This is a genomic window from Streptomyces sp. NPDC004610, assembly GCF_040609715.1.
In the GTDB taxonomy this organism is placed as follows: domain Bacteria; phylum Actinomycetota; class Actinomycetes; order Streptomycetales; family Streptomycetaceae; genus Streptomyces.
In genome coordinates this window covers 61368-81567 of the sequence record NZ_JBEXLA010000030.1, presented here as the reverse complement: position 1 = coordinate 81567, position 20200 = coordinate 61368, and the positions used below count along the sequence as shown (strand labels likewise).

The window sequence follows — 20200 nt, the reverse complement described above, 5'->3', positions numbered from 1 at the left end:
TGTCATCCCTTGACTGCGGAGCCGGTGATGCCCTCGGTGAAGTACCGCTGGCCCACCAGATAGGCGCTGAAGATCGGTACGAACGCGATGACGGAACCGGCGAGGACCTGATTGAGGGGCACCTGCTGCTGCTGGAGCGAGGCGATACCGACGGTGAGGGTGCGCATCTCGGTGCTCTGCCCGATGACCAGCGGCCACAGGAAGTCGTTCCAGTGCCACAGGAAGACAAAGGTGCCGAGGGTCGCGAGGATCGGTTTGAGCAGCGGCAGCACGATCCGGAAGAAGATCTGGAGCTCTCCCGCCCCGTCCAGCCGGGCCGCCTCGAACAGTTCGTCGGGCAGCCCGATGATGAACTGCCGCATCAGGAACACCGCCTGGGCGTTGGCGAGGGTGGGCACGATCAGCCCCCAGTAGCTGTCCACCCCGCCGAGCTTCGCGATGAGGATGAAGGTCGGGATCATCGTGACGTGGTACGGGACCATCACCATCGACAGGAACGACCAGAACATCGCCTCCCGGCCCGGGAACCGCTTCTTGGCGAAGGCGTACCCGGCGAGCGCGGCCAGCAGCAGCGTGCCCACCACCGACACCAGTGAGTAGACCAGGGTGTTGAACAGCCAGCGCGGTACGTCCTGCGAGCCGAGGACATCGCCGTAGGCGCCGCCTTCGAGCGGCCAGGGCGCCAGGCTGCCCGGCAGTTCGATCGCGCCCTCCGGCTTCAGCGACAGCACCACCATCGCGTAGAACGGGAAGAGGGTGACGATCGAGGCCAGGCCCAGCAGCAGGGCGCGCAGCAGCTTGCCGCGCGGGCGCATCCGCAGGGAGCTGGGCAGGGTGTCGCGTTCGCGGGGGGTGCGGGGGCGCCGGGGCGGCGGGTCGCTCTTCACCGGGGTGGTGGGGGCGGGGCGCTCGGCCGTGAGGGTGGAGGTGGTCCGGGGGGTGTCGCTCATGCTCGTCACTGCTCCTTTCCGATGACCAGTCGCTGGATCCCGGCCACCACGAGCGTGAGGACGAACAAGACACAGCCGATCGCGCTGGCGTAACCGAGGTCGAAGTACTTGAAGCCGGCGTCGTACAGCTGGAAGACCAGGCTGTAGCTGGCGTTGGCGGGGCCGCCGCCGGTCATCATGTAGACGGCGTCGAAGACCTGGAAGCTGGCGGTGGTCTCGATCACGGCCAGGAAGAAGAACGAGCCCTTGAGCTGCGGGGCGACGATGTGGCGGAAGCGCTGCACCGGACCCGCGCCGTCCATCAGCGCGGCCTCCTCCAGCTCGCGCGGCACCTCCTGGAGCCGGGCCAGCAGGATCAGCATCCCGTAGCCGCAGCGCGACCAGACCCCGACCAGCGCGAGGGCGGGCAGCACCAGCGCGGAGTCACTCAGCCAGGACTGGTCGGGCAGACCCAGCCACCCCATCACCGTCGACCACGGACCGTCGGTGGAGAAGATCCAGATGAACACGGTGGACGCCAGGATCAGACTGGTGACCACCGGCAGGAAGAACACCGACCGGAACAGCTTGGAGCCCCGGAAGGCGCGGCGGGTGAGCAGCGCCAGTCCCAGCGAGAGCCCGATGGTGACGGGCACCGCCATCACGGTGTAGAGGACGGTGACCTTGAGGGCCGACCAGAACACCGGGTCGTCCATCAGCCGCCGGAAGTTCTCCAGCCCGGTGAAGCTGGTCTCGGCGCCCAGGGTGTAATCGGTGAAGCCGAGAAGGAGGCCCGCCGCCGCGGGCCCGAAGCGGAAGGCGAGGAAGACCAGGAGCGCGGGCAGGACGAACATCAGCCCGATCCGCGCCTCCCGTCGGGAGTGCGGCCCGCGGCGGACCTTGGTCGGGCGGGGGCGTTCCGCGACTGCGGCCACGGGACCTCCTTCGTACGGCCGAACGATGGGTTGAGGTGGTCGGGCTGAGACGGTCAGCGCTTACGGGCGATCAGCTGGTCCGCCGCCTTGGCCGCCGCGTCGAGGGCGTCCTGGGGGCTCTTCTGGTCCAGCAGCGCCGCCTGGAGCTCCGGCGCGAGCACGCCCATGACATCCCGGGCGGCCTTGTTCAGCGGCCCGACCTGGGTGGTGTCCAGCACCTTCGCGGTCTCCTGCTGCTGGGCGTCGCCGGGGTACAGATCGGCGGCCCCGGTCCGCGTCGGGAAGTAACCCCCGGGCTTCTGGAGCCCGGCACTGTTCTTCTCCTGCGCCACGAAGGAGACCCACTTGCCGGCCGCGTCCGTGTCACCGCCCTTGAAGACGGCGAGGGTGCCGACCGTGCCGTAGGCGGCCTCGGCGTCGGCCTTCAGCGCCGGGCGGACCACGATGTTGTCCTTGCCCCAGAACGGCTCGACCTCGGCGGCGGAGTTCTGCCAGGTGCAGGCCACCTTGTTCTTCGCCAGATCGGTCTGCTCGATCTTCGGGGTGGTGGTGACCAGGTCCTTGGGCGCCCAGCCCTCGTCGATGAAGGTCTTCAGCCAGGTCAGCGCCTTCACCCCGGCCGCGCTGTTGAAGGCGGCCTTGGTGCCGTCCTCGGAGAAGACATCCCCGCCCGCCTGCCACAGCAGCGGATAGAAGGTCATGTTGAGGGTGGCGGTGGTGTCGCCGCTGTAGCTGGTGGCGTAGTAGCCCTTCTCCTTGAGCTGCGGCGCGAGCGCGCTCAGCTCCTCCCAGGTGGTGGGGTACCGGTCGGTGAGCCCGGCCTCGTCGAACACCGTCTTGTTGCACAGCAGCGGATACGCCGACATCAGCACCGGCGTCGCGAGCGGGGTGTCGCCGACGGTGACCGCCTTCAGCGCGGCCGGGCGCAGCGCGTCCCGGTCGGCCTGGGACAGATACTCGTCGGCCGGGACGAGATTGCGCTCATAGGCGGCGAGCTGGTCCGGGATCAGATAGGCCACGTCCGGGCCCTTGTCGGCGGCCAGCGCGGTGGCGAGGGCGGTGTCCCGGTTGGCCCAGGGGTAGGTGGAGACCTTCACCTCGACATCGGGGTTCGCCTTCTCGAACTCCGCCACCAGACCGTCCCAGTACGCCTGGTTGGCCTTCTCGTCGGCGATCACCGGGTACACCCAGGTGGTGACCGTGCCGCCGCCGGTGCTGGAACTGCCCGAGCCGCAGGCGCCGACGGCGGCGACGGTGGTCAGGGCGACGGCGGTACACGCCAGAGTTCTGCTGATCCGCTTGCTGCTTCGCTTGCTGCTTCGCATGATGCTTTCGCTCTCCTGATGAGGGTGGTTCGGGAAGAAGTCCTGGTCAGCGGGGCGGGGTTGCGTTCAGTGCTCGGGGATCTGCTCGACCGTGCCGTTCAGCCGGGAGCGGTCGGCGGCGAAGGCCGCGAGATGACTGCTCAGCGACTCGGCCGGACCCGACCGGATGAACGACCGGTCCCCGGTGGCCAGCGCCGCGACGAACGACGCGATCAGCGCGGTGTCACCGCCGCCGTGCCCGTCCGCCGCGTTGGAGCCGGTGGCGTCCGTCTGGTGCACGGTCACGGTGTCGTCGCGGAAGTCATGGACGGTGACCCGCTCACCGTCGCCGCGCAGCCAGCCGTGGCTGCCGAAGATCCGGGTCTGGCGGTGGGTCTGCTCGGTGAACGCGGTCATGGTGAAGGTGCCGGTCAGCCCGCCCGACAGCCGCATCGCCACCACCTGGTTGTCGACCACGTCGTTGTCCGACCGGTACACACAGCGCCCGTACGGCCCGGTGCGCAGCGCCTCGGTCAGCACCGCCTCGTCCTCCGGGCCGTGCGCCCGGTCGGTGACATGACTGACCGGCCACTGCCCGCCGGTGCGCAGCAGCGCCGGGTAGTAGAGCTTGCGGGCGGAGTAGGGGCAGCCCGCCTCGACCTCGGCCGGGCAGGTCAGACAGGAGTCGGTGGACCCCTCGGGCGCGTTCTCCGGCCGGAAGTGGGCCAGCGAGCCGAAGCTCGCCACCGTCTCGATCCGGCGGCCCGTCACATAGGTGATCCAGTCCAGATCGTGGCTGGACTTGGCGAGGATCATCGGCGACGACTCGTCCTGGCGCCGCCAGGGCCCGCGCACATAACTGTGCGCGTAGTGCCACCAGCCGACCGGCTCCAGATGCTCGATACCGGTGAGGGTGCCGAGCACCCCGCTGTCCACCACGCCCTTCACCAGATCGGTGTAGGGCGTGTAGCGCAGGACATGGCAGACGGCGAACGGTACGCCGGTCTCCCGCACCCCGGTGACCAGCGTCCGGCACTCGTCCTCGGTGGGCGCGAGCGGCTTCTCCGTCATGATGGCGTACCCGGCGCGGGCCAGCGCGAGCACCGGCTCGACATGGTCCCGGTCCTGGGTGCACACCAGCACGGCGTCCGCGATCCGCTCACCGGAGGTGAGCAGCGCCCGCCAGTCGTCGTACGCGGCCACCGGTCCGGCGGCACGGGCGGCGGCCCGCTCCCGGGCCCTCGGGTCGGGATCGGCCACGGCGGTGAGCCGGGCTCGGGAGGGGTGGTCGTGGATCCAGTCGGTGTAGGTCAGCCCCCGGTTGCCCGCGCCGACGAGGGCGATCCGGACGGGCCGGTCCACCGGAGGTCGTCGGTCGGCGGGGGGCGGGGAGGGGTGATCGGGCATGTCGGTCCACTCGGTCCACGGGTGCGTGATCGGACGGGGGGAGAGGGGGTGGGGCGAAGGAAGAGGGGGCAAAGGGGGGAAGGAAGAGGGGGCCAAAGGGGGCCCTGCTCGTACAGGCGCCCCCCAGCCCGGGGCCCGCTAGCCGAGCAGCAGGTTCCCGGTCTCGTGCCGGATCCGGTCGCCCTCGGGCGGCATCGCGGTACGGGTCGTGCCGTCCTCGACGCAGCCGCTGTGCAGCAGATGGCCGGAGCCCGCGAAGGCGTCCGCGGCGAGTTCCAGCCGTCCGCCGGTGAAGGTGGAGTGGGCGGCCCGGTAGCGGTTGGTGCCCTCGGTGATCTTCAGATGGGCGGTGTCGGACGCGCCCGCCTCGCCCTGGAAGCCGTCCAGCCGCCAGCTCACCGTGCGGTCACCGCCGGTACGGCCGAGGAAGGCGCCCGCGCTGTTGGTGCCGCCGAAGCGGGCCCCGTCGCTCAGCCGGATCTCCTGGTCCCCGCCGCCGTTCAGCACGAACCCGGTGTCCTGGAAGCGTCCGCCGCCGATCGCGGTGGAGGGGTGGGCGAGGGAGCTGGGCGCGGCCTTGTCGGACGCCCCGGTGAAGACACAGCGGTCGAGGACCAGATCACCGGTGCCCTTGAACACCGCCCCGTCCAGCCCGGTGAGGGCGACCCGCTCCAGATGGACGGCCGCGCGCACATTGCTCTGTGTGACGACCGAGTCCTTGCCGTGGTGGAAGGTGGAGTCGGCGATCACATTGGCCCGCTTCGACAGCGCCGACGCCTGGGTGATCACCAGCGGCCCGGACGCCGTGCAGCCGCGCAGCTGCACCCCGTCGGCGTTCACCCAGAGCATCCCGGACCCGGACTGGGCGTTGCCGATGACCCGGACGTCCTCCAGGGTCAGATCGGTCACCTTGACCCGGGCCACGAACCACGAGCACACATGCTGCCGTACGGTGATCCGCTTGGCGGCGGAGCCCCAGGCGGCACCCGAGTTGGCGAAGGTCATCAGCCCCGAGTTGCCGGTGTAGACGAGGTCGTGCTCGAACTGGCCGTGGGTGACGAAGGGGCCCTGGTCGTCGCCGTCGCCGTGGCAGTTGGTGACATAGCAGTAGGCGGAGGCGGTCCAGTCGTTGAGGTGCCGGGCGTTGGCCACATGGCAGTCCTCGACATGGCCGTACAGACAGTAGATCTGCTGGGTGAGATAACCGGCGCCGCCCCAGGTGACGGAGGCGGGGTTGCGCAACTGGCACTGGTAGGTGCGGAAGTAGGTGCACCAGCGGCGCATCACCACCGGCCAGAACGAGCCGGTCGCGTCGATCCCGGAGACATCGCAGGACACCGCGTACTCGTACGCCACCGGGTGCGAGCCGGTGTACTGGTCGCCGCCCGCGACACCCTCGAAGACCATGTTGCGGACATGGCTGCGCTCAACCGGCTTCACCCGGGTCCAGCGGAAGGTGCGCCCCGCCGCCAGCTCCCAGCCGATCTTGTAGTTGACCCGGACATGGGTGGCGTCCACCCGCTGGGTGATCTGCACGAGCCGCTGCACCTCGCGCTCCCAGCGCCCGCCGCCCTTGACGGCGTCGATCTCCACGGCCCACCACTGGCCGACCTCGAAGGCGCCGGAGTCGGGCACCTCGAAGATGTCCGCGAGATCGGGCATGGGCGCCGACAGGGTGGCGGTGACCACGGTGTCGGTCACCTCGCCGCGGAAGGAGAGGACGGCGCCGAAGGGGTTGTCGGCGGTGTTGCGCTCGATGCCGGTGGTCAGCACCCGTCGGCCGCCGAAGTCCAGCTCGATACCGGAGCGGGAGAAGGTGTGCCGCTTGGTGAACAGCAGATCGGTGTGCGCCTCGACGCGGTGCACGGCCGGGTCGTTCACCAGCGCGTCCAGCGCGGCATCGGCCGGGCTGTCCGCGTCGAAGTGGCCGAACGAGCGGAAGTCGACGACACCGTCGTGGAGCTGGTGCCAGCGTCCGCGGGTACCGGGCTTCTCCGGGGCGAGCACGGTGCCGCCGTTGTGGGCGGCGGTGGAGGAGGCGTCCCAGCGGACGGTCGACCCACCGCCGTCCCCGGCCGCCCGGTAACCGGCGACGACGGCGATCTCACCGTCGGCGAGCTGCCGGGCGGACAGCTCGCGCAGGGCCTTGACATGGGCGACGGCACGGATGCGTTCGGTCGCCTTGGAGCGCGCGTCCTTGTCCTGGCCGGGCGCGGCGACGGCCGGTGCGGTACCGGCCGCGGCGGCGGCGACCAGCAGCCCACCGATACCACCGGCGCGCAGCAACTGCCGTCGTCCGGTGCTGTCGTCCTGCGACATGTGGGCGGCGTCCATGACGGGACGCGTGAAGGGGCGGGGCACAGAGCTCACGGGGTCCTCAGCCTTCGAGAGGGCGGGCAAGTGAGGTGAGGGGGGTCCCGCGACGAGCGCATGAGCGGATGGCTGAAAGGTGGGGGATGTGCGGCCGGCCGTGGTCTTCGGGGGAGCAGCCCCGTCCGGTGAAACACCGATGACCACAGGGCGAACGGGATCAACCGCTCGGCACGCCAGGAACTTAAGCCGCCCCGAGGGACGGGGTCAACCCTCGGGGGAAGACCAATTCCGGCCCATCTTCTACAACGGGGGGCCAGGAGGTGGCTTTTAGGGGCGCTGGGGGTACCCCCTCTGGGGGAGGAACTGCGCGAGTACCACCCACACAGCCGCACCCGCCACGACACCCTCACCCCCACGGCGTTACTGCGCTTCCGCCCGATACCCCAGCGCCCCACTGATCCTCGCGGCAGCGTCCGTCACCTGCCGCCCGATCTCCTGAAACCGCCAGCTCGGCTGATCCAGCTTCAGCCCGGTCACACTGATCGCCCCGGCCGTCCCGCCCCGGTGGTCCCGCACCACACTCCCCACGCAGAAGATCCCCTCCGCGTCCTCCTCGTCGTCCAGCGCGTAGCCGGACCGCCGGATGTCGCGCAGATGGGCGAGCAGGGTGTCCTCGTCGGTGATCGTCCGTGAGGTGCGCCGCGGCAGCCCGGTGCGGGCGATCAGCGCCCGTGCCTCGTCCTCCGGCATCTCGGCGAGCAGCGCCTTGCCGAGCCCGGAGCAGTGCGGCAGCTCCCGCGTGCCCATCCGCAGATCGAGCCGGGGTCCGTCGACCAGGTCGACCTGGTCGATGACGACCGCGTGCCCGTCCTCCAGCACCGCGACCCGGGAGGCCATGGCGGTGGCCCGGGACAGCTCCAGCAGCACGGGCCGGGCGACGTCCCGCAGGGAGACCTGGGAGCGGGCCCGGTCGCCGAGCCGGGCCAGCGTCATCCCGAGGCGGTAGCGGCGGTGCATGCCCTCGCCCTCGTCGGCGACCAGCCCGTAGTGGCGCAGGGTCTGGAGGATGCCGAAGGCGGCGCTCTTGGAGATCCCGCACGCCTGACCGACCTCGGTGACGCTCATGCCGTGCCCGGCGCCCCTGGTGGCGAGTGCCTCCAGGATCTCCGCGCCGCGGCCGACGGTCTTCACCCAGTACTTGGCGCGCTCGGCGGCCTCGGGGCCGGCGTCCGCCGTACCGGCCGCCTCTTCCTGGCTCTGACTGTTCTGCATATCCGAACAGGGTAGTCGTCCTCCCGTCGATCCGAGTGCGAAACGGCTCTTGACGCCGAAGAAGTGGCGATCTACAGTGAGCGAACTGTTCTGCTATTTAGAACAGTGTTCTGAAAACGAAGAATGAAAACGAAGAACGCGCTGCGAACGCACCACGGACGCAGCGCGAAAGCACCACCTGAACCACCCCAAAACGCGACGACTGCCCAGAGCGGATGGCACCCGTGGCCGGTGGCTGTGCAGAGCCCCGGCCCGACCGACAAGCAATCGACGCAAGGAGCACCGCATGACGCTCGCCGACCGCGCCCGCCGGGTCATCCCGGGAGGCGTCAACAGCGGCCAGCGCAGCATCCCCGGCTTCACCGATCTCGTGATCACCCGTACCAGGGGCGCCCGCTTCTGGGACCAGCACGGCCGGGAATTCACCGACTACCACGCGGCCTTCGGGCCCGCGCTGCTCGGCCACAACGACCCCGACGTGGCCGCCGCGACCGCCGCCGCAGGCACCGCGCTCGCCCTGCCGGGCGTGGCCGTCACCGATGGCGAGGTCGCCCTCGCCGAACGGCTCACCGAACTGGTGCCCTCCCTGGAGAAGGTGCTGCTCACCAGCACCGGCAGCGAGGCCACCTTCCACGCCCTGAGGGTGGCCCGCGCGGCGACCGGGCGCCGTCTCGTCGTCAAGTTCCAGGGCTGCTACCACGGCTGGCACGACTCCGTCAGCCTCAATGTCATCTCCGCCCCGGACCGGATCGGCGCCCACGACCCCACCTCCACCGGCATCCTCCCCGAGGTGCTGGACGCCACCCTCGTCCTGCGCTTCAACGACACCGCCGCCGTCCGCCAGGTCTTCGCCGACCACGGCGACGACATCGCCGCCGTCATCCTCGAACCCATCCCGCACAATGTGGGCGCCCTGCTGCCCACCGACGACTTCCTGCGCACCCTGCGCGAGGAGTGCACCAGGGCGGGCAGCGTCCTGGTCTTCGACGAGGTCATCACCGGCTTCCGGCACGCCCTGGGCGGCTACCAGTCGATCTGCGGCATCACCCCCGACCTCACCACCCTCGGCAAGGCCATCGCCAACGGCGCCCCCGTCGGCGCGCTCGGCGGCCGGGCCGACCTGATGGACCTGTTCAGCACCCGCCCCGGCGGCCCCGCCTTCTTCGCCGGCACCTACAACGGCCACCCCCAGGTGGTCGCCGCCGCCCTCGCCACCCTGCGCAAGCTCAGCGACGAACCCGTCCACGAGCACACCTTCCGGCTCGGCGAGCGTGCCCGCACCGAACTCGCCGCGCTCTACCGCTCCCTGGACATCCCCACCGTCGTCACCGGCTACGGCTCCGTCTTCGTCACCTACTTCATGGACGGCCCCGCCCCCCGCTCCTACGACGATCTGCTCGCCAACGACGCCGCCCGGTTCATCGGCGTGCGCCGCAACCTCACCGAGCACGGCATCTTCGAACTCCCCCTCAACCTCAAGCGCAGCCATATCTCCTACGCGCACACCGACGCCGACATCGACCGGCTGATCGAGGCCACCGAGGCCGCCGTCACCAAGACCCTCGCCGACGGCGGACCCGCCGACCTGGCCCACACCTCCACCATGGGCGGAGCCCAGCGCTGATGCTCACCGTCAACACCACCCGCCCCGCGGGCCCCGCCGGACGCATCACCCGCGTCGAGACCCTGGCCCTCGGCACCGCCTGGCGCGACTTCGGCTATGTCCGGCTGCACACCGACGAGGGACTCACCGGCATCGGCGAGATCACCCACCCCTACCGCGTCGCCGAGACCTGCCACCTGGCCGAGGCCATGGGCGGACGCCATCTCATCGGAGCCGACCCCTTCGACGTGGAGGAGATCTGGCTGCGGATGTACCAGGGCGACTTCCTGCGCGGCGGCGATGTCGGGGGAGTGGTCGTCTCCGGCATCGACCAGGCCCTGTACGACCTGATGGGCAAGGCCCTCGGGCTGCCCGCCTACCGGCTCACCGGCGGTGCCGTCCGCGACCGCGTCCGGGTCTACGCCAACGGCTGGTACACCGGCGACCGCGACCCCGCGGTGTTCGCCGCGAAGGCGCGCGAGACCGTCGCCAAGGGCTACACCGCCCTCAAGTTCGACCCGTTCGGCGCGGGCCTGACCCATCTGGAGAAGAGCGAACTGCGCCGCTCCCTCGACCTGGTCGCCGCCGTCCGCGAGGCCGTCGGACCGGACATCGACCTGTTCATCGAGGGCCACGCCCGCTTCGGCACCGGCACCGCCCGGCAACTGGTGCACGGGCTGGCGCCGTTCGACATCGGCTGGTTCGAGGAGCCGATGCCCTGGACCCATATCGAGCGCTACGCCGAACTGCGGGCCATGGCCCCCTTCCCGATCTCCGGCGGCGAGCACTTCCACAACCGGTACGAGTACAAGCAGCTCTTCGCCACCGGCGCCGTCGACATCGTCCAGCCCGACCTGTCCATGGCCGGCGGCTTCACCGAGGTCCGCAAGATCGCCGCCCAGGCCGACGCCCACGGCATGACGGTCGCCCCGCACAACTCCAACTCCCCGCTGTGCACCACCGTCTCCGTCCACGCGGCCCTCGGCATCCCCAACTTCCAGATCCTGGAGACCTTCGACGGACTCCTCGAACCGTATGTCTTCGACGCGCTCAAGGGCGTCCTGCCCGTGACCGGCGGCCATGTCGAACTGCCCACCGCCCCCGGGCTGGGGGTCGAGCTGGTGGACGAGGTCTTCGCCGAGCACCCGCCGACCCACCGGTTCTGGAACATGTTCGCCGAGGGCTGGGAGAAGAGGAACCGCACATGATCACGGATGTGCACTCCCATCTCTTCCGGCACAGCCATGACTTCGACGCCACCTTCCGCGCCGAGTCCGCCCGCGCCCACGCCGGGGAGGTCGACCTCACCGTCCGCTACGAGGACTACGCGGCCACCGCCCCCGACACCACCCGCACGGTCGTCGTCGGCGGCAAGGCCCGCCGCAGCGGCCTCTGGGTCGACGACACCGCCGTGGCCGCCTACGTCCGCGCCCACCCGGACCGGCTCATCGGCTATCTCTCCATCGACCCCACCCAGCCCGGCTGGCAGGACGAACTCCGCCACGGCCACCAGGAACTGGGCCTGCGCGGCATCAAGATCATGCCGATGTACGCGGGCTTCAACCCCGCCGACCGCGTCTACGACGACCTCTTCGCCTACGCCGAACGGCACGCCCTGCCGATGCTGGTCCACACCGGCACCACCTTCGTCTCCCAGGCGCCCCTGGAATACGCGATGCCCCGCCATCTCGACCCGGTCGCCATGCGCCACCCCGAGCTGCGGATGGTCCTCGCCCACCTGGGCCACCCCTTCGAGGGCGAGTGCATCGCCGTCATCCGCAAACACCGCCATGTCTACGCCGACATCAGCGCCCTGCACTACCGCCCCTTCCAGCTCTGGCACAGTCTGCGGCTGGTCCAGGACTACGGCGTCTGGGACAAGCTGCTCTTCGGCAGCGACTACCCCTTCACCACGGTGAACGACTCCGTGGACGGGCTCCGCCGTATCGCCCGGATCCCCGGCATCCCCGGTCTCGACCCGCTCGACCAGGACGCGGTCGAGGCCCTCATCCACCGCCCGGCACTGGACCTGCTGGGCCTCGCCTGACCGTCCCCCGCCGGGCGACCGAACAGAACATCTCCAGAACAGACCAGGATCAGAACCGATCAGAGCAACCGATCAGAGCAACCGATCAGAGCACCGGGAGCGACCCTTGCAGCACTTCGACCTCACCGGCCGCACCGCCCTGGTGACCGGCGCCGCCCGCGGTCTCGGCCGGGCGCTCGCCCTCGCGCTCGCCGGGGCCGGCGCCGATCTGGTCCTGGTCGACCTGCCCGGCGCCCCCGGCCTCACCGAGACCGCCGACCTGGTCCGTGCCACCGGCCGCACCGCCCGCATCCACCCCCAGGACCTGGCCCGCACCGAGGAACTCGCCGACTTCGCCGACCGGGTGCGGGCCGCCGCGGGCCCGCTGCACATCCTGGTCAACAACGCCGGGGTCGCCGCCCTGGAACGGTTCAACGAGATCACCCCGGAGAGCTGGTCCCGGATCATGCGGGTCAACCTCGACGCGGTGTTCTTCCTCAGCCAACGGATCGCCGAGCACATGATCCGGGACGGGGTGGCGGGCCGGATCATCACCGTCACCTCCAAGAACGGCCTGGTCGCCGAGGCCGGACTCGCCCACTACAACGCCTCCAAGGCCGCCGCCGAGTCACTCACCCAGACCCTCGCCGTCGAACTCGCCCCGCACGGCATCACCGTCAACGCGATCGCCCCCGGCATGGTGGAGACCCCGATCGACGGCGAGTTCCCCTTCGACCGCGAGGCGTTCGAGGCCGCCTACCGGGAGCGCATCCCGCTCGGCCGCTACGCCCGGCCCGACGAATGCGCCGGAGCCCTGCTGCTGCTCGCCTCCGACGCCGGGAGCTACATCACCGGCACCCGGATCGTCGTGGACGGCGGTGTCCTCGCCGACCAGATGCCCCGCACCCGGTTCATGCCGCCCTACCGCAGCACCCTGCCGTCCGGCGGGTGAGCGGGGGTCAGGGGCGGCGACCCTGGGTGCAGTACAGGACGCAGGAGGTGGCCAGGAAGTCCCGGTGGGCCATGACCCGCCGGGCGGCGGCCAGCCCGGCGTCACCCAGCCCGGCCGCGCGGAAACGGTCCCGCAGATGCCGGGTGTTGTGGATCTGGAGCGCGGTGCCCGGCGAGTCGTGATGCCATGCCTGGACCTCCGGCACGGCGTGCACATACCGCAGCCCGCAGCGGGACATCTCCGTCGCCACGCTCCGGCCCCAGGACAGTTCCACCCCCGCCGACTCCAGCAGCCGCAGCTTCGCCGCCAGATAGGCGGCGTACGCCCGCTCCGCGGCGCCGCCGTCGTCCAGCTCACCGACCGGGACGAGCGGACCGTAGGTCGTCTCGTCGAACTCGTCGAGCTGGAGCCAGCCGCCCGGCTTCAGGGACCGCGCCAACCGCTCCAGGACCGCCCTGCGCTCCGGCAGATGCAGCAGCACCAGCCGGGCGTGGACGAGGTCGAACGCGGCCTCGGGCAGCGGGTCCCGGGTGATGTCGTGGACCTCGACCGTCAGTCCGGGCACCCGGGGGATGTGGTGCGGCTTGACATCGGTGGCCAACACCGAACCGCCCGGCGCCACCCGCTCGGCGAGCCACCGCGCGATGCTCCCGCCGCCCGCGCCCACCTCCAGACACCGCATCCCGCGCCGCGGTTCGAGCCGGGTGAGCGCACGGGTGGTCGCCCCGTCGAGCCCGATGGCCAGACAGCGGTGCTGCTCGGCGGCGTGCGCGCTGTCGTTGTCGAAGGCGTAGCCGGGGGTCACGGGAGGAGGGCCTCGTTCACTGTCATGGGCCGTGATCCTAGGGTCACGGGCGGCCGGGTGAGGGCCGCGGGACGGTCCCCGGTACGACGGGCGAGGTCCGCGCGGCGCCGGGGCGTGCCCGACGGCTCTCCGGGGCCTTTTCCGCGCCTCTTCGGCGCCTCCTCCGCGCCTCTTCCGGGCCTCCTCTGTGCCTCCTCCCGGCCTTCTCCGGGTCCCCTCCGAGTCTTCTCCGGGTCTCCTCCCGGCCTCTTCCGGGCGGCCCCCGATCCCGGGGCCAGGGGTGTGCTCGCCGCCCCGCGTCGGCGCAGGGCCCGCCGAGTTGCCGGTGGGCGCTGGGCGCTGGGCGGTGGGCGCTGGACGGTGGCGCGGGCGGCGGGGTCGTCCCTGTGTTCGGCGGCGGTGAGTGCGGTGCGCCAGGTTGCCGGGCCGTCCTCGCCGTGGCCCCGGTTGGGCCGGAACAGCCGCCTGACCAGCGCGTTCGAGCGTGACGCAAGGCGCTCCGCCGGACTCCCCCGGGGAGGGGCACGAGCGGGGCGGCCAGGGAGCCCGCACAGATGGTGCACAGGTGATGCGCAGGCGATGCACAGGAAAGCGTGACGCTGTTCACCCGGCTATCGAAACGTTTGCGTTTCGCGGAGGAGGGGCCTAGTCTCTTCCTCGTACGAAACGGTTTCGTTTCGCATCCGTGGGGCCGCACCCCGGGTAGACCCCCGGGCGGTCCCCGGGCTCCCTCGTACCTTCTTGAGCACGCTCTTGAGCCCGTTCTCCTGAGCGTCGTCCCTGACAGGAGTTGTGTCTCCATGGCACAGACAGACACGGCCGCGGACACGCCGTCCCTCACCAAGACCGCGGCACCGGCCGGGACCTCCGCCTCGCCGCACCGCTGGTGGATCCTCGCCGTCGTCGCCACCGCCCAGCTGATGGTCACCCTGGACTCGACCATCGTGAACATCGCGCTGCCGTCGGCCCAGGCCGACCTCGGCTTCTCCGACGGCAACCGCACCTGGATCGTCACCGCGTACTCCCTGGCCTTCGGCAGTCTGCTGCTGCTCGGCGGCCGGATCGCCGACCTCTTCGGCCGCAAGCTCGCCTTCCTGACCGGCGTCGCCGGCTTCGCCGCGGCCTCCGCGCTGGCCGGAGCCGCGACCAGCTTCGAGGTGCTGGTCGCAGGCCGTGCCCTCCAGGGCGTCTTCGGCGCCCTGCTCGCCCCGGCCGCGCTCTCATTGCTCACCACGACGTTCACCGACGCCAAGGAACGCGCCAAGGCGTTCGGCATCTACGGCGCCATCGCCGGTTCCGGCGCCGCCGTCGGACTGCTGCTCGGCGGTGTCCTCACCGAGTACCTCAACTGGCGCTGGACCCTGTACGTCAATGTGCTGTTCGCGGCGCTCGCCCTGGTCGGCGGCTGGCTCCTGCTCCAGCGCGGCACCCGTGAGTCCGGCGCCAAGCTCGACATCCCCGGCACCATCCTGGTCACCGGCGGACTGTTCGCCGTCGTCTACGGCTTCTCCAACGCCGAGTCGCACGGCTGGAGCAACTGGATGGCCTGGGGCTACCTGACCGCCGGTGCCGTCGTCCTCGCCGTCTTCACCTGGTGGCAGACCCGGTCGCCGCACCCGCTGCTCCCGCTGCGGGTCCTGCTGGACCGCAACCGCGGGGCGTCCTTCCTGGCGATGCTGATCATCAGCGCCGGAATGTTCGGGGTGTTCCTCTTCCTGACCTACTACCTCCAGCTCTCCCTGGGCTTCTCCGCCGTGAAGACCGGACTCGCCTTCCTGCCGATGGTGCTGTCCCTGATGGTCGCCGCCACCCTCGCCACCAGCCTGCTGCTGCCCCGGGTCGGTCCGAAGACCGTCGTCGGGCTCGGCATGGCGCTCGGCGCGGTCGGCCTGGCGTGGCTCACCCGCCTCGAACTGACCAGCACCTACACCGCCGACGTCCTGCCCGCCCTGGTGGTCGCCGGGATCGGCATCGGCCTGGTCATGGCCCCCGCGATGAGCCTCGCCACCAGCGGGATCGCCCCCGACGACGCCGGAGTCGCCTCCGCCTCCGTCAACACCATGCAGCAGATCGGCGGTTCCATCGGCACCGCGCTGCTCAACACCCTGGCCGCCAGCGCCGCGACCGCCTATCTGACCGGCCGCGATGTCACCGACCCGGTGGTCCAGGCCCAGGCCGCGCTGGAGTCCTACTCCACCGCCTACTGGTGGTCGGCCGGATTCTTCGCGGTCGGCGCCGTGATCACCCTGCTGCTCTACCGGCGCGGAGTCCCGTCCACCGACGGTGACGCCGCCCCCGCGGTCCACATGTGAGCGGCATGTGGTGAGCCGCGCCCGCCTTGGGACGGGGCGGGCGCGGACGGACCTTACGCCGGGGTCCTGGTCGACGGAGGTCGGCCGGGGCGCCGGTGTTCTTGTGCGCGGGGTGAGGTGCGGGGCGTCCGGGGGAGTTCGCGCGGCAGGCCGACGCCGTACGGCTGGGGCGGGGCGAGGGGGGGGCGTGGAGCGCCCAGGTCCGTCGATGCACCCCAGCCATCGTCGCGCAGGTACAGCAGTACTGTGCCGTCGCCCATGGAGGAGACGTGTACCCCGTGACGCGGAACAGCCGGCCTTCGCGGATCGCTCGTCCGGGAAGTGAGTCGGCCTCCACCCGCCCGCCGGGGCATGCGTCCGGCTCGGTCCTCAGTTCCCGGGCTGTCCAGTCCGTTGTGGGACCTGATCCCCCGGAAGCACGCGGTCGACCAGGGCGTCCAGTCGCGCCTCGAAGGTGCCCCGGGCGTCGGGCGCGATCGTGTCCAGGGCGACCATCGCCGTCACGATGGTGTCCACGAGTTCCTTCTCCACGTCCGTCCAGGTGTGCGAGTGGCCCTTGCGGGGGTTGGTGCCGAGCGCGCCGTGCAGCGCCTCCGCGACCTCCCCGTACTCCTCCGCGATCTTCAGCACGCGCAGGAGCCGGACGTCCGCCCCGCCCACATCCGGGGCCATTTCGTCCAGCCACTCCCGGATGCGGCCCACCTGGTCCCAGGTACGTTCACCCATCGGCTTCTTCTCCTCGGTAGTTCGTGCATAACAGGGGCTGGAGCGCGTCCGCGGTCTGCATCGGGGCAGCTCCCGGAAACGGGCAGGGCAGTTCTCCCACGACCCGGTCGGTGCCCGTGGCGGGGCGGTTCATGAGGCGTCCGGTGATGGCCACAAGGTCAACGCCACGGGCGAACCTCTCCCCAGGGCGGTCCCGGACGACTGCCGCCCAGGACCACAGCTTCCCGTTGCGGGCCCGGCCTCCTTCTCCCCCGAAGGTCGGGCCCTTCCGTCCGGTCAGACTCACAGGCAGCCGGTGAGCTTCGCCAGGAAGGCCGCGTTCCCGGCCACGTCGTGGCCGAGGACCACACAGTGGTGCGGCAGCGCTGCCAGGCGCCTGGTGACCTCGTCCCGGGCCGCGGGCGCGCCGCCGCCGTCGACTCCACGGGCCAGGGCGAACACATCGGGGTAGCGGTCCTCCGTCGCCCCGCTCATGAAGTCGCCGTCCTCCAGCTTCCGGCCGCGGTCCTCCAGGGCCGGGGTGGCGCCGGGCTCGATCCGCGGGAAGACGATCGCGGCGGCCCGGCCGCCGGTCGCCAGGGTCAGGCCGAACCAGTGGGGGAACTGGTCGGGGAAGATCTGTGCCTTGAGTTCCCGCCCGCCACGCCACAGGGGCTCGGTCCGGCCGGTGAGCAGCGCCTGTGTGACCTGCTCGTCCTGTGTGGGGTGCAGGGCCTCGCCGTGCTCCAGCCGGTCCCGGGCGATGGCGGACCAGCCGAGGGCGTCCAGGAGACCGAGGCCGAGCGCCGCGGCGGACGGCCAGGGCAGCACGTCCACGCCGCCGTCCTCGTCGGCCCGGACGAACACGCGGTCATTGGCCAGGAGGCCGAGCCGGTGCGTGTGCGCCAGGGCCACGGCGGTGGTCGTCTTCCCGGCCCCCTTCTCGCCGATCGTGAGAACCACCCGGCCCTCGTGGACGACGGCGGAGGCGTGGAGGATGGACCACCCGTCCTGGAGGAGCGCGCCGCGGACCATCTCCCGGGCGAGGCGGGCGGTCGCCGTGGAGACGGCCTCCGGGTCGTGGCCGATGACCTCCAGCGTGCCCGCGGCAGGCTCCGACCGGTAGGCGAGCCCGCTCCCCTCGGTGACGGCCCGGATCACCCCGGAGGAGACGTCACTCGACAGGAGCATGGTCTCCCGGGCGTATGTGGTGCTCCGGTGCGGCTGCTGCGTCACCAGGAACGCCGCGTCGTCGTACGCCTTCCGGTCGACCGTCGAGGTGAGGAGCGGGCCGGTGCAGATGCTTGCCGGGTCGGTCTCGGCCGCGTTCCACCACGGTCCGATGTAGCGGCCGGTCCAGTCCGTGACGTCCTTGACCGTGGAGACCACGGTGACGGCTGCGCCGGCGGTCTCCAGGCGGACAGCGTGAGGGGTCATGTGTTCCTCCCAGGCGGAAGAGGTTGGATCGGGATACCGCGCGCGCCTTCGTAGGCGGCGCGGAGCTTGGATTGGGCGGCCTCCCACTGGCGGGCCTCGGTGTCGTCCAGCGCAGGCACGCACGGTAGGGGACGGCCCCTGGTGAACTGCAAGGGGATTCCGAGGCAGACGCCGCCGTGCGGGGCGGAGAGTTCGGTGATCCCGTCCTCCATGCCGAGGGTCAGCCGGAGTGCGGTCACCAGGGCTCCGGCCGGGCCGTAGCGGGTGCGGCCGATCCCGGCGCCGATCCGGCCGGGCCGTCCGGCGAGTTCGGCGCGTACCCGCTCAAGGGGGACCGGCGCGGGCGCGCCGTTGACGGTGGTCGAGGAGGCGCACACCACCGCGCCGTCCCCGTGCTCACCGATCACGTGCCCGCGTACGGCGTCCACGGGCACGTCCAGGAGCCGGGCGAGGGTGAGGCGGTACCGGGTGGTGTCGAGGCTGGAGCCGAGGCCGAACACCCGGGCGTTCCCGGATGCCTCCGCGACGAGGCGCGTCATGATGTCCACCGGGTTGGTCACCACCAGGAGCGTCCCGGGGTAGCCGCGGAACTCCTCGGCCAGGGCCAGGAGGGCGGGCGCGTTCGCGTGCATCCCGGCCATGCGGACGTCCGTGCTCCGGGTGTTCGTGAAGCGGGCCCGGACCGCGACCACCACGGCGGGGCAGGAACGGAGCTGCCGGACCTCCACCGGGGAGGAGCGCACCGGCGAGCCGAGGCCGACGCCCATGTCGTTGAGGTCGTCCGCCAGGGCGGCGGCCCGGTCCACGGAGCGGGAGGCCAGCAGGAGGCGGCCCGCGAGACCGGCGGAGACCAGCGCGGCGCCCACGGCCTGGCCGACCGCCCCGGCCCCGATCACACCGACCGCCGTCACCCCCGGGCTCAGCACGCCATCTCCACGGCACGCTCCAGGGCCCGGTCCCACACGCCGTCCGCGTCGGCCCGGCTCGCGGTGTCGGTGCTCACGGTGTCGATGAACGAGCACACCGGGACGGCCCGCTCCACCAGCTCCAGGCCGAGGTCCGCGAGGGGGAGCGCGGCCGGGGCGGAGAGATAGGAGGAGAGGATGTTGACTGTGTCGGTGAGCCAGAGCGTCAGGACGTTTCCGAGCCACATCCGCCGTTCCCGGAAGGAGAGACGGACCAGGCCCGTGGCGAACTCGTCCACGCCCTCCAGGATCTGACGTACCGCCGCCTCCCCAGGTCGGTGCGCGACGAGGGAGAGCGCGACCCGGCTCACCAGCTTGGCGACATCCACGGCCGGGCTCATCCGCACGAGGCCGGGGTCCAGGAGCACCGGCCGCCCGCCGGGGCCGTCCGGATACTTCACGTGCTCCGGCTTGAGGTCCCCGTACGCGAACGTTGTCCCCTCCGCGGCCGGGAGCGGCGCGCGCAGGCGGCGGAGCTGCCGGACGGACGTCCGCATGAGGCGGACGACGTCCTCCCGCGCGCCCGGCGCGCACCGCTCCTCCCCGAGCCGGTCCACGTAGGCCGTCCCGGAGATCCCGTTGAACTTCCGCAGGAAGGTCCCGCCGATGCCGCGCTCACCGATCGCGCGGCCCACCCCCAGGTGGCGGGCCGCGCCGGGCCGGTGGAGCGGCCGTAACTCGGCGTAGAGATCGGCCAGGAGCTCCGCGGTACGGCCCGGCTCCAGGAGGAGGACGTCCTCTAGGCACGGCCCCGGCACGGGTTCCGTGAAGAGAACGCCGCGGTGCACGCCGGCCACCCGGCTGACCTGCGGGCCGCCGTCCAGTCCGGCGAGGGCGGTGAGCTGCGCAGCCTCCCTCGGGACCAGCCCGTCCGGCCGCATCACATACGCCTCCTGCGCCAGGCGCGCCGAAGACCAGTCCCCGCACGCACCGAGCAGGACGGAGACCAGGGAGACGCCGAGGACGGAAACCTTGCCGTAGAGCACGCGGTCCCCCACGCGGCCTTGGTGGACGTACGCGGTGATGCCGGGGACATGCCGCTCCAGGACGACCGGGGCACCGGGCCAGAGCTCGGCGGCGGCGGTGTGTAGCTGCGTCGCGGCGTACCCGAAGACCTCCCCGACACCGGGGAGACGGTCACGGGCCGGTGCGGCAGAAACGCTGATCGTCATGGGCGCCTCCTGGGGCGGCTCGGTCGTGAGCAAAGGGGTGGTCGGCCCGGCGCGCCCCTGGGG

At 71.5% G+C, this 20200-nt stretch carries 16 protein-coding genes; 5 read left to right on the top strand and 11 right to left on the bottom strand.

All coding sequences use genetic code 11. The features are described from left to right. Window positions 1-2 precede the first annotated feature (2 nt). The 6 genes from ABZX40_RS29210 to ABZX40_RS29185 all read right to left on the bottom strand — a co-directional run bounded on the left by ABZX40_RS29210 (window position 3) and on the right by ABZX40_RS29185 (window position 8079). The gene (locus ABZX40_RS29210; RefSeq protein ID WP_355747596.1) at window positions 3-950 is read right to left on the bottom strand and encodes a carbohydrate ABC transporter permease; all 948 of its coding nucleotides are present in this window, start codon (window positions 948-950) and stop codon (window positions 3-5) included. A gap of 5 nt (window positions 951-955) precedes the next feature. Then, a complete protein-coding gene (locus tag ABZX40_RS29205; protein WP_355747599.1) occupies window positions 956-1864 on the bottom strand; it encodes a sugar ABC transporter permease in 909 nt (302 codons plus the stop codon). 53 nt (window positions 1865-1917) lie between these two features. Further along, a complete protein-coding gene (locus ABZX40_RS29200) occupies window positions 1918-3189 on the bottom strand; it encodes an extracellular solute-binding protein (protein ID WP_355747602.1) in 1272 nt (423 codons plus the stop codon). Window positions 3190-3255: 66 nt separating this feature from the next. Next, on the bottom strand, window positions 3256-4575 hold the full coding sequence (locus ABZX40_RS29195; RefSeq protein WP_355747605.1) for a Gfo/Idh/MocA family oxidoreductase: 1320 nt from the start codon (window positions 4573-4575) through the stop codon (window positions 3256-3258). A gap of 138 nt (window positions 4576-4713) precedes the next feature. Further along, window positions 4714-6894, bottom strand: a complete 2181-nt coding sequence (locus ABZX40_RS29190; RefSeq protein ID WP_355747672.1) for a peptidase C14 — start codon at window positions 6892-6894, stop codon at window positions 4714-4716. Between the two features lie 414 nt (window positions 6895-7308). After that, window positions 7309-8079: an IclR family transcriptional regulator gene (locus tag ABZX40_RS29185; protein WP_355747675.1), complete on the bottom strand. Its 771-nt coding sequence runs from the start codon at window positions 8077-8079 to the stop codon at window positions 7309-7311. A 367-nt stretch (window positions 8080-8446) separates the two neighbouring features. Between ABZX40_RS29185 and ABZX40_RS29180 the strand changes: the two genes are divergently transcribed. From ABZX40_RS29180 to ABZX40_RS29165, 4 genes are all read left to right on the top strand, one after another. Then, entirely contained in the window at window positions 8447-9784 is a 1338-nt protein-coding gene (locus tag ABZX40_RS29180; protein ID WP_355747608.1) for an aspartate aminotransferase family protein, read from the top strand. Then, window positions 9784-10971: a mandelate racemase/muconate lactonizing enzyme family protein gene (locus ABZX40_RS29175; protein WP_355747611.1), complete on the top strand. Its 1188-nt coding sequence runs from the start codon at window positions 9784-9786 to the stop codon at window positions 10969-10971. Before ABZX40_RS29180 ends, ABZX40_RS29175 begins: the two co-directional genes overlap by 1 nt. Next, complete coding sequence (locus ABZX40_RS29170; RefSeq protein ID WP_355747613.1) at window positions 10968-11810, top strand: amidohydrolase family protein; 843 nt, start codon at window positions 10968-10970, stop codon at window positions 11808-11810. The genes ABZX40_RS29175 and ABZX40_RS29170 overlap by 4 nt, the downstream gene beginning before the upstream one ends. Window positions 11811-11916: 106 nt before the next feature. Next, the gene (locus tag ABZX40_RS29165; protein WP_355747616.1) at window positions 11917-12741 is read left to right on the top strand and encodes an SDR family oxidoreductase; all 825 of its coding nucleotides are present in this window, start codon (window positions 11917-11919) and stop codon (window positions 12739-12741) included. Window positions 12742-12748: 7 nt separating this feature from the next. On the opposite strand, the gene ABZX40_RS29160 is transcribed toward ABZX40_RS29165, so the two are convergent. Beyond that, window positions 12749-13546 carry a class I SAM-dependent methyltransferase gene (locus ABZX40_RS29160; RefSeq protein WP_355747619.1) on the bottom strand — a complete coding sequence of 266 codons (798 nt, stop codon included), beginning with the start codon at window positions 13544-13546 and terminating at the stop codon, window positions 12749-12751. Window positions 13547-14346: 800 nt separating this feature from the next. Between ABZX40_RS29160 and ABZX40_RS29155 the strand changes: the two genes are divergently transcribed. Further along, window positions 14347-15858, top strand: coding sequence for an MFS transporter (locus ABZX40_RS29155; protein ID WP_355747622.1), 1512 nt, complete (start codon window positions 14347-14349; stop codon window positions 15856-15858). Between the two features lie 369 nt (window positions 15859-16227). Here ABZX40_RS29155 and ABZX40_RS29150 read toward each other — a convergent pair whose 3' ends face one another. The 4 genes from ABZX40_RS29150 to ABZX40_RS29135 all read right to left on the bottom strand — a co-directional run bounded on the left by ABZX40_RS29150 (window position 16228) and on the right by ABZX40_RS29135 (window position 20137). Beyond that, window positions 16228-16584 carry a MazG-like family protein gene (locus tag ABZX40_RS29150; protein WP_355747624.1) on the bottom strand — a complete coding sequence of 119 codons (357 nt, stop codon included), beginning with the start codon at window positions 16582-16584 and terminating at the stop codon, window positions 16228-16230. Between the two features lie 282 nt (window positions 16585-16866). Continuing rightward, window positions 16867-18000 (bottom strand): hypothetical protein, encoded by a 1134-nt coding sequence (locus ABZX40_RS29145; RefSeq protein WP_355747627.1) that lies wholly within the window; start codon window positions 17998-18000, stop codon window positions 16867-16869. Then, entirely contained in the window at window positions 17997-18926 is a 930-nt protein-coding gene (locus ABZX40_RS29140; RefSeq protein ID WP_355747630.1) for an NAD(P)-binding domain-containing protein, read from the bottom strand. Before ABZX40_RS29140 ends, ABZX40_RS29145 begins: the two co-directional genes overlap by 4 nt. After that, entirely contained in the window at window positions 18920-20137 is a 1218-nt protein-coding gene (locus tag ABZX40_RS29135) for a hypothetical protein (protein ID WP_355747633.1), read from the bottom strand. Before ABZX40_RS29135 ends, ABZX40_RS29140 begins: the two co-directional genes overlap by 7 nt. Between the last annotated feature and the right edge of the window lie 63 nt (window positions 20138-20200).

Bases quoted from the DNA above. Each gene is read 5' to 3' on its own strand.
- ABZX40_RS29210 (WP_355747596.1), bottom strand. From the start codon at position 950: ATGAGCGACACCCCCCGGACCACCTCCACCCTCACGGCCGAGCGCCCC.
- ABZX40_RS29200 (WP_355747602.1), bottom strand. From the start codon at position 3,189: ATGCGAAGCAGCAAGCGAAGCAGCAAGCGGATCAGCAGAACTCTGGCG.
- ABZX40_RS29195 (WP_355747605.1), bottom strand. From the start codon at position 4,575: ATGCCCGATCACCCCTCCCCGCCCCCCGCCGACCGACGACCTCCGGTG.
- ABZX40_RS29190 (WP_355747672.1), bottom strand. From the start codon at position 6,894: ATGTCGCAGGACGACAGCACCGGACGACGGCAGTTGCTGCGCGCCGGT.
- ABZX40_RS29180 (WP_355747608.1), top strand. From the start codon at position 8,447: ATGACGCTCGCCGACCGCGCCCGCCGGGTCATCCCGGGAGGCGTCAAC.
- ABZX40_RS29175 (WP_355747611.1), top strand. From the start codon at position 9,784: ATGCTCACCGTCAACACCACCCGCCCCGCGGGCCCCGCCGGACGCATC.
- ABZX40_RS29170 (WP_355747613.1), top strand. From the start codon at position 10,968: ATGATCACGGATGTGCACTCCCATCTCTTCCGGCACAGCCATGACTTC.
- ABZX40_RS29155 (WP_355747622.1), top strand. From the start codon at position 14,347: ATGGCACAGACAGACACGGCCGCGGACACGCCGTCCCTCACCAAGACC.
- ABZX40_RS29150 (WP_355747624.1), bottom strand. From the start codon at position 16,584: ATGGGTGAACGTACCTGGGACCAGGTGGGCCGCATCCGGGAGTGGCTG.
- ABZX40_RS29145 (WP_355747627.1), bottom strand. From the start codon at position 18,000: ATGACCCCTCACGCTGTCCGCCTGGAGACCGCCGGCGCAGCCGTCACC.
- ABZX40_RS29135 (WP_355747633.1), bottom strand. From the start codon at position 20,137: ATGACGATCAGCGTTTCTGCCGCACCGGCCCGTGACCGTCTCCCCGGT.